Genomic DNA, 12,752 nt, shown 5'->3' with positions numbered 1-12,752 from the left:
GGAGCGCCCTATGCTGTGGTATCGTCTGCGGTTCCCTGTCAAGCTCACTTTCGCCATTCTGCTGGCGCTGCTGATTGGTTTCCACTTCAACCTTGAAACGCCGCGCTGGGCGGTGATGACCGCCTGTATCGTCGCGGGCGGTACGGCCTTTGCCGCAGGCGGCGATCCCTTCTCCGGCGCGCTGCGTCATCGCGGCATGTTGCGTATTATCGGCACGTTTATCGGCTGTATTGCGGCGCTGATCATTATGATCGCCACCATTCGCGCACCGGCGCTGATGCTACTGTTGTGCTGCCTGTGGGCCGGGCTTTGCGTCTGGCTCTCATCGCTGATCAAGGTAGAAAACTCCTACGCGCTTGGGCTGGCGGGCTATACGGCGCTGATTATTGTGGTCAGCGTGGATGCCAACGGTTCGGTGCTGCTGGCGCCGCAGTTTGCCGTTGAGCGCTGCTGCGAAATCATTATCGGTATTGTTTGCGCCGTGCTTGCCGACATGCTGTTTTCGCCGCGTTCGATAAAAAACGATATCGGGCGCGAGATCGACGCGTTGCTGATCGAACACTATCGTCTGATGCAGCTCTGCGTGACGCATGCCGACAAAGAAGAGGTGGATAAAACCTGGACCGGACTGGTTCGCCGCACGATGGCGCTGAACGGAATGCGTACGCATCTGCTGATGGAACCGGGTCACTGGCAAAAAACAGACCGACGCATGCGCGCGCTGAACACGCTTTCGCTGACGCTTATTACTCAGGCAGCGGAAACGTTTCTTATCCAGAACACGCAGAGCGCGTATATGCCGCCGCAGTTTCAACTGTTGTTTGAAAAACCGGTAGAAACCATTGCGGACGTGCACAAACGCATGAAAATTATGCGGCGGATTATCGCTGCCAGCGGCAGTAAAAACACGCCGCTGACGCTTTCTAACTGGGTGGGCGCCGCCACGCGCTATCTGCTGCTGATCAAAGGCATTCATACCAACAGCAGCATCAGTCGCAGTGAAGAAGAGGTGCTGAACAGCGAGCCGGTGGTGAAAATGCGCTCGGCGGAATCGCGCCACGCGCTGGTGAACGGTATCCGCACGTTTGTTGCCACGGCGGTAGGCTCGCTGTTCTGGCTGTGGACCGGCTGGACATCAGGGAGTGGCGTGATGGTGATGCTGGCGGTGATCACCGCGCTGGCGATGCGCATGCCAAACCCGCTGATGATGGCGAAAGATTTTCTCTATGGCATGATCGCTGCGATCCCGATCGGCGCCATTTACTATATGGTGATCATGCCCGCCACGCAGCAAAGTATGCTGCTGCTCTGTATCGCGCTGGGCGTGATGACCTTCATCGGCGGCATCCTGATCCAGCGCCGTCAGATCGGCACGCTCGGCGCGCTGGTGGGAACGCTGAACGTGCTGACGCTGGATAATCCGATGACCTTTCAGGTGGATTTTTTCCTCGACAACGCGCTGGGGCAGGCCATTGGCTGCTGTGTTGCGCTGCTGGTGATCTTATTGATCCGCGACACGTCGAAAGCGCGCATTGGCCGCACCTTGCTCAACCGCTTTATGTATGCGGCCGTCGCGGCAATGACCACCAGTCAGGCCAGGCGACGGGAAAACCATCTGCCCGCGCTCTATCAGCAGCTTTTTATGCTGTTGAATCTGTTTCCTGGCGATATCGATAAATACCGCATCGCGCTGACGCTGATTATCGGCCATCAGCGGCTGCGCGACGCCGACATTCCGGTAAACCGCGATCTTTCCGATTTCCACAAACAGCTGCGTCACACCGCCGACCAGGTCATTGCCAGCGGCAGCGATGCCAAACGTCGCCGCTATTTCGGACAGCTGCTGGCGGAGCTGGAGATCTATCAGGAGAAGCTGCGTTACTATGAGGCGCCGCTCAGCGTGACAGAACCGGTGGCGCGTCTGGCACAGATGCTGAAAAAATATCAGAATACGCTGGTGCAAATCTGATACGACGCTTTCGCGGTTGATACACAGAGAATCTCACCATCTATACTTACTCCTCAGCCCTTACAGGAGAAAAGTATCATGTCATCCCTTCAGGACAATGAACTGTTTCAGACGGGTTTCCTTGCTGGCGGCCAGTGGCAACGCTGCAAGGAAACCTTTGACGTGCTCAACCCGGCGACCGGCGAAACCATCGCGCAGGTCGCGCGCGCCGGAAAAAACGAAACCGAACAGGCGATTGCCGCCGCAGAGAAAGCGTTTCCGGCCTGGCGGGCTAAAACCGCTAAAGAGCGCAGCGACATCCTCAATCGCTGGTATCAGTTGGTGATTGAGAACAAAAGCTGGCTGGGAAAACTGATGACCGCAGAGCAGGGCAAACCGGTGAAAGAAGCGGAGGGCGAAGTAGAGTACGCCGCCAGTTTTATTCAGTGGTTTGCCGAGCAGGCGAAGCGCGCCAACGGGGAGATTATTCCGCCAGCCAAAGCGGGATCGCGTATTCTGGCGACGCGTGAACCGATTGGCGTGGTGGCGGCCATTACGCCGTGGAACTTCCCGATGGCGATGCTGACCCGCAAGCTGGGCCCGGCGCTGGCGGCGGGCTGTACCGGTGTGATCAAACCGGCCAATAACACGCCGCTTTCCGCCTTTGCGCTGCTGGCGCTGGCGAAGAAAGCGGGCGTGCCGGACGGAGTGCTCAATGCGGTGGCGGGCGATACGCATGCGATCAGCGATGCGATCATGGCCAGCAAGGCGGTCAGAAAGATCTCTTTCACCGGTTCTACCGGAGTGGGCAAGCTGCTGATGCGCAACGCGGCTGAAACGATGAAAAAAGTGTCGATGGAACTGGGCGGCAATGCGCCTTACATCGTCTTTGAAGACGCAGATATCGATGCGGCGGTGAAAGGCGCCATTGCCAATAAATTCCGCAATGCGGGTCAGGTATGCGTCAGCGTCAATCGCTTCTTTATCCACAACAGCATCTACGATCGCTTTGTGGATCAGCTTGCCGGTGAAGTCAGCAAACTCAACGTGGGCAACGGCATGGATGAAGGCGTAGTGGTGGGGCCGCTGATCGAATCCGCCGCCGTCGATAAAGTTGAAGAGCACGTGAAGGACGCGGTGGCAAACGGCGGACGGATCGTCACCGGCGGCGCGCGTCACGCGCTGGGCGGCAATTTCTGGCAGCCGACGGTGATTGCTGACGCCAACGACAACATGCAGCTTTCACGCGAAGAAACCTTTGGTCCGGTGGCGGCCTGTTTCCGCTTTGATAATGAAGAGGAGGTTGTTCGCCGCGCCAATGATACCGAGTTTGGCCTTGCCGCATATTTCTATACGCAGAACTTGCAGCGCGTTTTCCGCGTCTCCGCGGCGCTGGAAAGCGGTATGGTTGGCATCAATGAGTGTGCGGTATCGACCGAGCTGGCGCCGTTTGGCGGCGTGAAGGAGTCCGGGCTGGGGCGGGAAGGCTCTGTACTGGGCCTGGAGGAATATATGGAAGTGAAGGCCCTGCATATCGGCGGTTTGTAACACATCGACGAGGGGCCGTCAGGATCGGGGCAGGCCTGTGCCTGCCGCCGCAGCCTCTCAGTAAAAAGGGCTTCGGCGAACGAAGCCAAACGTCTTCATGCTGACGAGGAATGCGGTCCGGCAATGCAGCTTATTTGAACAGTTCAGCGGTAGCGTGGTAGTTGCCGTTGGTATAGGCCTCAATGATGCGATAGGCGCTGGCGCCCTGCTGGTCGGCTTTCTCAGAGAGCTGCTGACGGATATCGATTGGGGCGGCGTCTATACCGCTTACGGTTACGGTACCCACTGATTGCAGGTTATTTTTAGCCACGTCTTCGCTGGTCACCAGGTTTGCGGCGCTGGCGCCGAAAGAAACAACAGCGGCCAGGCTCAGGGCAGCGATAGCGATTTTACTTTTCATGATACTTACTCCATCTTTGTGAGCGCCAACTCCGGCCGGGAAATATCAGGCCGCGATAGCGCGTTATATTCTTTTACTTTCAGTTGATTAGCGTGCGCTTACTTGTAGATTTCGGCCGTGGCATGATAGTTATCATCAAGTTTTGCTTCGATGATGCGATAGGCCGTTGCGCCCTGCGCGTCTGCTTTCTGGCTGAGCGCCTGACGGATGTCCATTGGTGCCGCAGCGTTGCCACTCACGGAAACGGTGCCGAGGGATTGCAGATTTTGTGTCTGTCCGGCGTCCACATAATTTGCGGCAGATGCGCCGAAGGACAGAACAGATAGCAGGCTAAGCGATGCAACAGTAGTTTTAATGTTCATGGTGTTATTCCTCGTCTCTATTTTTATCTTTTTAGAAAGTGTGATTCGCATCACGAAAAAGAGTATAGATCTGATACCGGGAAATATTAATAGCATGCTAATAATATTTTGATGGGATACTTCAGTGCTAAACCACTTTTTAATAACGATAAGTTATAAGAAAAGCTTATTTTTAGCGTTGGTCACTAGAAATCTCATGAAAAACAAGGAAGTGGAAGAAATGAGCGATTTGTGCGGTTGGAGGCAGTGGTTCAGGCTGCACCAGGAGACCAGCGTCTTGTTATCTTTTGCTAAATGTGGCTTTATTAGCGTAATGTGCTGCTTTTCACATAAAAGCAAAAAGAGAGCCGCCAGAACGGCGGCTCAGGTAAGACGGACAGATCAAAAGTGTTGTTCGCGTGTTAAATAAACCGCTACTTATAACTCTTGTTCAAAGAGATGCAGAACAGCTTCATAGAGTTGTTTAACGGTGAACGCGCGCGCAGGGGTGATGAAGATAGTGTCATCACCGGCGATTGTCCCGAGAATACCTTCTGCTTTTCCAAGAGAATCCAGCAGGCGGGCGATCAGCTGCGCTGCGCCGGGGCTGGTATGAATGACCACCAGCGCATCATTGTAATCAATATCCAGCACCAGGTTTTTCAACGGGCTGGTGGTGGTCGGCACACCCAGCTCCGCAGGAAGGCAGTAAACCATCTCCATTTTCGCATTCCGGGTGCGAACCGCGCCAAATTTGGTTAACATGCGGGAAACTTTGGACTGATTGATATTATCGAAGCCATCTTCCTGCAACGCAGCGACGATTTCGCCCTGCGAGCTGAACTTCTCTTCTTTTAATAAGGCCTTAAAGGCCTTTATCAGATCTTCTTGTTTGGATGGGATACGCATAAAATTCCGCTAAAATTTACCGGTTATGGGGAGAATCCCGGTCGGGGCCGCCTGTCATTATGCATTTGAATGAATGTTTATGCAAACGGGTGAGAAGGCTGCAAAGACCTGGCAACGTTCTGCTAAAAAGGCAGAAAAATAAGCGAGCAGAAGGCAGTTAAGGTGAATGGTTTGTTATAAAATTGATGTTGTTCTGCTAAGTGGTAAGGGTGTAATGTAACGGCCATTCAGGTTGTTGCCTGTGCATTCACGGCACTTGATGCTCACATAATAAGGAGTTTAGGATGAAAGTTGCAGTTCTCGGTGCAGCCGGTGGTATTGGCCAGGCTCTCGCTCTTCTGCTGAAAACCCAGCTTCCGGCAGGTTCAGAACTCTCTCTGTACGATATCGCTCCCGTGACGCCCGGGGTGGCCGTCGATTTAAGCCACATTCCTACCGCCGTCAGCATTAAAGGCTTCAGCGGCGAAGACGCCACGCCAGCGCTTCAGGGCGCAAACGTGGTGCTGATCTCTGCGGGCGTCGCCCGCAAGCCGGGAATGGATCGCTCCGACCTGTTTAATGTGAACGCCGGTATCGTGCGTAACCTGATCCAACAGGTTGCGGATACCTGTCCTCAGGCGCTGATCGGTGTCATTACCAATCCGGTGAATACCACCGTTGCGATCGCCGCTGAAGTACTGAAGAAAGCAGGCGTCTACGACAAAAACAAACTGTTCGGCGTGACCACGCTGGATATTATTCGCGCCAATACTTTTGTGGCTGAACTGAAAGGTAAAAACCCTGGCGAGCTGAACGTGCCGGTTGTTGGCGGCCACTCAGGCGTGACCATCCTGCCTCTGCTGTCGCAAATTCAGGGCGTCAGCTTCTCTGAGCAGGAGGTCAGCGACCTGACCAAACGCATTCAGAATGCGGGTACGGAAGTGGTTGAAGCAAAAGCCGGTGGCGGATCCGCGACGCTGTCGATGGGGCAGGCCGCGGCCCGCTTTGGTCTGTCACTGGTGCGTGCGCTGAATGGCGAAAGCAACGTGGTGGAATGCGCCTACGTCGAAGGCGACGGCGAGCACGCGCGTTTCTTCTCTCAGCCGCTGCTGCTGGGCAAGAACGGCGTGGCCGAACGTAAACCGATTGGCAACCTGAGCGCGTTTGAGCAGCAGGCATTGAACAGCATGCTCGACACGCTGAAAAAAGATATCACGCTGGGCGAAGAGTTCGTTAAGTAACCCACAACGGGCCGGCACCGTCCGGCCCTGCTTTTCACTATCCTGCCTGACGCTAGTTCCCCGGATATTCCAGCACCGTGATCGGTAACGTCATCTTGCGGTCATTACGCAGAATATCGACGTCGATCACCGTTCCCGGCCTGATCTCAGCTACCTGATCCATCGTCTCCACCGCCGAGACGGCGGGGCGGTTATTTACGCGAGTGATCACATCGTTAACCTGAAGCCCCGCCTTCGCCGCCGGGCCGCCCTGCGCGACGTTGGTCACCACGATCCCCTGAATGTGGTCGAGACTGGCATTCTGCGCATGAAACTGCGGGATCTCCCGACCGCTGATGCCAATGAAGCCTCTGATCACCCGGCCATCACGGATCAGCTTATCCATGATCTTCGCCGCCAGCACGGTTGGAATAGCAAAGCCTATGCCTTCCGGCGTCTCGCCATCGTTACTTTTATCGAAAGAAAGTGTGTTGATGCCCATCAGCTCGCCAAGCGAATTAATCAGCGCGCCGCCCGAATTGCCTTTGTTAATGGAGGCATCGGTTTGCAGGAAGTTTTGATAGCGTGAAGGGCTCAATCCGACCCGCCCGGTGGCGCTGATAATGCCCTGCGTCACGGTCTGACCAATGTTATAAGGATTGCCGATCGCCATCACCAGATCGCCGATATGCGCGATGCGTTTAGGGTTAATAGGGATCACCGGCAGGGCGGAGGCGGTGATTTTCAACACCGCCAGATCGGTCAGGCTATCGGAACCCACCAGCATCGCCTCAAATATACGACCGTCCTGCAACGCGACAATGATCTGATCGGCGTCGTTAATAACGTGTTTGTTGGTAAGAATATAACCGCGCGCATCCATAATAACGCCGGAACCAAGCGTGCGGATTTCCAGATTATCAGCCGAGGCGTTGGCGCTGCGGTTGTAAACATTCACGACGGCGGGGGCGGCACGACGAACCGCAGCGTTATAGCTGACCGGCGAGCGATTCGCGCTGTCGTCTTTATGAGCAAAGAAGTCAGTGCCGATCCTCAACGCAGGTACGGCGGCCAGCAGAAGACCTGCTACCACTAAACCAAGAAGCACCGAACGTAAGAGTTTAAGAAACATGGCATTGAATGATAAGTGAATGAACGTCCGGCAGAATAACACGAGTTGAGCGGACACGCAGGTGTCCGCATCATCATTTAGCGCAGCAGCAGATAAATGCTTTCGCCGCCGCGGATCACATTCAGCGCCAGCAGCGGCGGTTTAGCGTCCAGCAGCTTGCGCAGTTCGGTAAGATTCTGTACCCGCGTGCGGTTTACGCCGACGATAACGTCGTCTTTTTGCAGGCCAAACTGTTCTGCTGGTGTCGATTTTTCAACGGCGGTAACGCTGACGCCTTTCGTGCCGTCTTTTGCTGCGCCGTCGCTAAAGGTAGCGCCCTGAAGGGCAGGCGTCATCTGTTCAGCGCTGACGGTGGTTTGCGTGCTGGTGTCCAGCTTCACGCTAACCGTCTGCGGTTTGCCGTCGCGGATCAGGCCAACGCGGACGTCTTTACCCGGTGCGGTGGTGCCGATTTTCACGCGCAGCGCGGCAAAGCTCTCCACAGGTTTGTCATCCAGCGTGGTAATAATATCGCCTGCTTTGATGCCTGCTTTCGCCGCCGCAGAACCCGGAATCACTTCGTTAACGAAGGCGCCGCGCTGGATATCGACGTTGAAGGCTTTGGCCATATCCGCCGTCATTTCAGTGCCTTTGATCCCCAACTGGCCGCGCTTCACTTCGCCAAACTCAATCAGCTGCTGAGCAAGATTCATCGCCATATTGCCCGGAATGGCAAAGCCGATGCCGATATTGCCACCGGCAGAGGAGAGGATAGCGGTATTCAGACCAATCAGTTCGCCGTTAAGGTTTACCAGCGCGCCGCCGGAGTTGCCGCGATTAATGGCCGCGTCGGTCTGTATAAAGTTTTCCAGCCCTTCAAGGTTCAGTCCGCTGCGGCCCAGCGCCGAGATGATCCCGGAAGTGGCGGTTTGACCCAGGCCGAACGGATTGCCGATGGCGACGGCAAAGTCGCCAACTTTTAACTGATCTGAGTCAGCCACTTTAATCTGCGTCAGCCCTTTTGCGCCGTTAATCTGGATTAGCGCAATATCCGTCTGCTCGTCGTGGCCGATCAGCTTCGCGTCAAACTCGCGCCCGTCGCTGAGCTGAACACTGATTTTGTCCGCGCCGTTCACCACATGATTATTGGTTAATACGTAACCTTTCTCTGCATTGATGACCACGCCGGAAGCGAGCCCTTCAAAAGGCTGCGGTTGCGCTTCACCGTTGCCTTCGCTCTGACCAAAGAACCGCTTAAGCGGTTCAGGGATTTCCTGGGCTTGCGTCTGCGTACCTTCCACATGGACGCTCACCACCGCAGGCAGCACTTTTTCCAACATTGGCGCCAGGCTCGGTAGCGGCTGGCCCTGAATTTGTGCCGGCAGCGTCGCCTGAGCCTGAGGCGTAACGGTCAGATTGAGGCCAATACTTAATGCTAATACGCTTAACAGTAATGATTTCTTCTTCATCGTTACAACGCTCTCACTTGATAAATGGGGGACGCGTGCCGGCGTGGAATAAAGGGCGACAATCGCCCCTGAGGAAGGCTTATTTTTTACTCCCGATCGCCGCTTCGCCGCGCAGCAGGCCGGAAGCGCTATCGGGGTAGTCGCGCGGCATCTGCACCGGCGCCTGGTCATTATCCGCTTCCGACTCCGTTAACTGATAAGCGAATGGATTTTTCTCGCCGGGCAGATTAGGCAGCAAATCGTTAGAGCCTTTCGCCATGTGCTGATAAAGCTGGCGATAGTCGCGCGCCATGTTATCCAGCAGTTCTGCGCTCTGCGCAAAGTGACTGGTCAACTCTTCACGGTAGTCGGCCAGTTCGGCCTTGGTTTTTTCCAGCTCGTACTGCATTGAGCGCTGTTCCCGTAGTTTCCTGTTACCAAAGCGCATTGCCACCGCGCCGATAACCAATCCAACTACCAACCCAATAAGCCCGTATTCCCAGGTCATAATAACTCCCGTGTTGTGTTCATTGTTCCGTAGGTTCGTCTGGTTGATGCCAGTCCACTGTTAGCCACTATAACCGCTAATCTCACGGAAGTGGAATCCTGAGGCAGCATAGCTTAGTCTGGAAGCGTTTTTTTTACGATCAACCTTCTGATTGCTCCGAATATTTCAGGAAATGTGAACAGATTATGCAAATGATGTCTCCTCTGTCGCGGTACCAGCAGGCGCTGGAAAACGGCGAGTATCAACCCGATGACGTGCAGCGCGAAGCCATCTCCCGGCTTGATGAGATTTATCACGCCCTGAGCGGGGCGGGGGCGACAAAACCGGAGTCAGGCAAAGGTTTGTTCGGCAAGCTGACTAAAATTATTGGCAAAGGTAAAAATGAGGCGGTTCAGCCGGTTCGCGGACTCTATATGTGGGGCGGCGTTGGGCGCGGAAAAACCTGGCTGATGGATCTGTTTTTTCAGGCTGTCCCTGGCGAGCGCAAGCTGCGGCTGCATTTCCATCGCTTTATGCTGCGCGTGCATGAAGAACTGACCGCGCTTCAGGGGCAAAGCGATCCCTTGCAGAGCATTGCCGATGGGTTCAAAAATGAAACCGATCTGCTCTGCTTTGATGAATTTTTTGTTTCGGATATCACGGATGCGATGCTGCTTGGCACGCTGATGGAAGCACTGTTCGCGCGCGGCATCACGCTGGTGGCGACATCGAACATCCCGCCGGATGAGCTCTATCGCAACGGACTACAACGCGCCCGTTTTCTTCCCGCGATTGAGATGATCAAAACGCACTGCGAAATCATGAACGTCGATGCCGGTATCGATTACCGACTGCGCACGCTGACCTCGGCGCATCTGTGGATGACGCCGCTTAACGAGAGCACCTCACAGGCAATGGAGCGCATGTTTACCGCCCTGGCAGGGCATAAACCGGCCGATAAGCCGGTGCTCACTATCAATCACCGTTCGCTGCCGACAATGGGCGTTGCTGAAGGCGTAGTGGCGATGGATTTTCATACGCTGTGCGGCGAAGGTCGCAGTCAGCACGATTATATTGAGCTTTCGCGTCGCTTTCACAGCATGCTGCTGTTTAACGTGCCGGTGATGATCTACAAAACCGAGGATCAGGCGCGGCGTTTTCTGGCGCTGGTGGATGAGTTTTACGAGCGCCACGTCAAGCTGGTGGTGTCGGCTGAAGCGTCGCTGCACGAAATTTATCAGGGTGCAAAGCTGAAGTTTGAGTATCAGCGCTGCATGTCGCGCCTTCAGGAGATGCAAAGCGAGGAGTATCTGCGCCTGCCGCACCTGCCATAAGCAAAAGCTACCGGTAATTTTTGCAAAAAGGGGTCGCGCTTTGATGATGACTTCTCTATAATCTTGCGACCCCACGTTACGACAAAGTTTTTCTTCCCAGAAACTTTGCTGCGCTGGCAACTCTGTCCGAGGGGGTGGGCTTGCTGGTCAAGATGGTCGTGTGAGCCTCAACCGTTTATTCAAGCGTTTGGGATTTCACCAACGTGTAACTTAATTTGGGTAAGCTTTTAGATGAAAACTTTTACAGCTAAGCCGGAAACCGTCCAGCGTGACTGGTATGTTGTTGACGCGACAGGCAAAACTTTAGGTCGTTTAGCGACTGAACTGGCTCGTCGTCTGCGCGGTAAACACAAAGCGGAATACACTCCGCACGTTGACACCGGTGATTACATTATCGTTCTGAACGCTGAGAAAGTTGCCGTAACCGGTAACAAGCGTAGCGATAAGATTTATTACCATCACACCGGTCACATCGGTGGTATCAAGCAAGCGACCTTCGAAGAGATGATTGCTCGCCGTCCTGAGCGTGTGATTGAAATCGCGGTTAAAGGCATGCTGCCAAAGGGCCCGCTGGGCCGTGCTATGTACCGTAAACTGAAAGTTTACGCGGGCAACGAGCACAACCATGCGGCACAGCAACCGCAAGTTCTTGACATTTAATCGGGATTACAGGCAATGGCTGAGAATCAAAACTACGGCACTGGTCGCCGCAAAAGCTCTTCCGCTCGCGTCTTTATCAAGCCGGGTAGCGGTAACATCGTAATCAACCAGCGTTCACTGGAACAGTACTTCGGTCGCGAAACTGCCCGCATGGTAGTGCGTCAGCCGCTGGAACTGATCGACATGGTTGGTAAATTCGATCTCTACATCACCGTTAAAGGTGGTGGTATCTCCGGTCAGGCTGGTGCGATCCGTCACGGCATCACCCGTGCGCTGATGGAGTATGACGAGTCACTGCGTGGCGAACTGCGTAAAGCAGGCTTCGTTACCCGCGATGCTCGTCAGGTTGAACGTAAGAAAGTCGGCCTGCGTAAAGCACGTCGTCGTCCACAGTTCTCCAAACGTTAATTTGCTCTGCTCCGGCAGAAGCGATTATCGAAAACCCGGTGCTTGCGCCGGGTTTTTCTTTTTTGGACGCAGGGAAATGCCGGGAAACGAGACGAAGTTAATCCTTTTCCCCTCAAATCCGTGTTCCCGCCCCCACAAGCAGACTAAAATCTGATAAACTCTCTGTCACTTTGCGCCCATAAGCAGGGCATTTATGCATGAAGTCCTGAGCGGTTCGTTGTTCAGTTTCGCGTCGTGCTAATGACAACGGGTTAAGCAGGTGAGTCGCCTTCTGGTGGCCTTGCGTAGTATTTTCTGGATAAACTTGGAGGTTTACATGGCTGTCGCTGCCAACAAACGTTCGGTGATGACGCTGTTTTCTGGTCCAACTGACATTTTTAGCCATCAGGTTCGCATTGTTCTCGCGGAGAAGGGTGTCAGCGTTGAGATTGAACAGGTAGAAATGGATAACCTGCCACAGGATCTGATTGACCTCAATCCGTACCGCACCGTCCCTACCCTGGTGGATCGCGAGCTGACGCTGTATGAGTCACGCATCATCATGGAGTATCTGGACGAGCGCTTCCCGCATCCACCGCTGATGCCGGTTTATCCGGTTGCGCGTGGCGAAAGCCGCCTGATGATGCACCGCGTCGAGAACGACTGGTACAGCCTGATGCGCAAAGTTGAGAACGGTACGGCTCAGGAAGCGGAAGCCGCACGTAAGCAGCTGCGTGAAGAATTGCTGGCGATTGCGCCCCTGTTCGCCCGTACGCCATTCTTTATGAGCGAAGAGTTCAGCCTGGTAGATTGCTACCTGGCGCCGCTGCTGTGGCGTCTGCCGCAGATGGGCATAGAACTGGCTGGCGCCGGATCGAAAGAGCTGAAAGGCTATATGACGCGCGTGTTTGAGCGCGACTCGTTCCTGGCGTCTCTGACTGAACCGGAACGCGAAATGCGCCTGCAAACCCGGGGCTAGA

Annotated in this window: 13 protein-coding genes; 7 read left to right on the top strand and 6 right to left on the bottom strand. The window is 54.7% G+C overall.

Annotation, left to right across the window (positions count from 1 at the left end):
• Window positions 1-10: 10 nt before the first annotated feature.
• Entirely contained in the window at window positions 11-1,969 is a 1,959-nt protein-coding gene (aaeB, locus tag FA91_RS16310; protein ID WP_034917360.1) for a p-hydroxybenzoic acid efflux pump subunit AaeB, read from the top strand.
• 78 nt (window positions 1,970-2,047) lie between these two features.
• Window positions 2,048-3,496, top strand: coding sequence for an NAD-dependent succinate-semialdehyde dehydrogenase (locus FA91_RS16305; protein WP_034917358.1), 1,449 nt, complete (start codon window positions 2,048-2,050; stop codon window positions 3,494-3,496).
• A gap of 130 nt (window positions 3,497-3,626) precedes the next feature.
• On the opposite strand, the gene yhcN (FA91_RS16300) is transcribed toward FA91_RS16305, so the two are convergent.
• The 3 genes from yhcN (FA91_RS16300) to argR form a co-directional block, all read right to left on the bottom strand.
• Window positions 3,627-3,896 (bottom strand): peroxide/acid stress response protein YhcN, encoded by a 270-nt coding sequence (gene yhcN / locus FA91_RS16300; protein ID WP_034917356.1) that lies wholly within the window; start codon window positions 3,894-3,896, stop codon window positions 3,627-3,629.
• 98 nt (window positions 3,897-3,994) lie between these two features.
• Window positions 3,995-4,258 (bottom strand): peroxide/acid stress response protein YhcN, encoded by a 264-nt coding sequence (gene yhcN, locus FA91_RS16295; RefSeq protein ID WP_034917354.1) that lies wholly within the window; start codon window positions 4,256-4,258, stop codon window positions 3,995-3,997.
• A 417-nt stretch (window positions 4,259-4,675) separates the two neighbouring features.
• Window positions 4,676-5,146 carry a transcriptional regulator ArgR gene (argR, locus tag FA91_RS16290; RefSeq protein WP_034917352.1) on the bottom strand — a complete coding sequence of 157 codons (471 nt, stop codon included), beginning with the start codon at window positions 5,144-5,146 and terminating at the stop codon, window positions 4,676-4,678.
• 284 nt (window positions 5,147-5,430) lie between these two features.
• On the opposite strand from argR, the gene mdh reads away from it, so the two are divergent.
• Window positions 5,431-6,366, top strand: a complete 936-nt coding sequence (gene mdh / locus FA91_RS16285) for a malate dehydrogenase (protein WP_034917350.1) — start codon at window positions 5,431-5,433, stop codon at window positions 6,364-6,366.
• Window positions 6,367-6,418: 52 nt separating this feature from the next.
• On the opposite strand, the gene degS is transcribed toward mdh, so the two are convergent.
• From degS to zapG, 3 genes are all read right to left on the bottom strand, one after another.
• Window positions 6,419-7,477, bottom strand: coding sequence for an outer membrane-stress sensor serine endopeptidase DegS (degS, locus tag FA91_RS16280; RefSeq protein ID WP_034917347.1), 1,059 nt, complete (start codon window positions 7,475-7,477; stop codon window positions 6,419-6,421).
• Window positions 7,478-7,554: 77 nt separating this feature from the next.
• Window positions 7,555-8,925 (bottom strand): serine endoprotease DegQ, encoded by a 1,371-nt coding sequence (gene degQ, locus FA91_RS16275; protein ID WP_034917344.1) that lies wholly within the window; start codon window positions 8,923-8,925, stop codon window positions 7,555-7,557.
• Window positions 8,926-9,004: 79 nt separating this feature from the next.
• Window positions 9,005-9,412 (bottom strand): Z-ring associated protein ZapG, encoded by a 408-nt coding sequence (gene zapG, locus FA91_RS16270; protein ID WP_034917342.1) that lies wholly within the window; start codon window positions 9,410-9,412, stop codon window positions 9,005-9,007.
• A gap of 185 nt (window positions 9,413-9,597) precedes the next feature.
• Between zapG and zapE the strand changes: the two genes are divergently transcribed.
• The 4 genes from zapE (at window position 9,598) to sspA (ending at window position 12,751) form a co-directional block, all read left to right on the top strand.
• Window positions 9,598-10,725 (top strand): cell division protein ZapE, encoded by a 1,128-nt coding sequence (gene zapE / locus FA91_RS16265; protein ID WP_034917340.1) that lies wholly within the window; start codon window positions 9,598-9,600, stop codon window positions 10,723-10,725.
• 231 nt (window positions 10,726-10,956) lie between these two features.
• Window positions 10,957-11,385, top strand: coding sequence for a 50S ribosomal protein L13 (gene rplM / locus FA91_RS16260; protein WP_006121722.1), 429 nt, complete (start codon window positions 10,957-10,959; stop codon window positions 11,383-11,385).
• 15 nt (window positions 11,386-11,400) lie between these two features.
• On the top strand, window positions 11,401-11,793 hold the full coding sequence (rpsI, locus tag FA91_RS16255; RefSeq protein ID WP_034917337.1) for a 30S ribosomal protein S9: 393 nt from the start codon (window positions 11,401-11,403) through the stop codon (window positions 11,791-11,793).
• Between the two features lie 316 nt (window positions 11,794-12,109).
• A complete protein-coding gene (gene sspA, locus FA91_RS16250) occupies window positions 12,110-12,751 on the top strand; it encodes a stringent starvation protein SspA (protein ID WP_034917335.1) in 642 nt (213 codons plus the stop codon).
• Window position 12,752 lies beyond the last annotated feature (1 nt).

This window comes from Erwinia sp. 9145 (assembly GCF_000745075.1).
Classification (GTDB): domain Bacteria; phylum Pseudomonadota; class Gammaproteobacteria; order Enterobacterales; family Enterobacteriaceae; genus Erwinia; species Erwinia oleae.
Note: the sequence above shows the minus strand (reverse complement) of the source record. Positions and strands in the feature narration are given on the sequence as shown.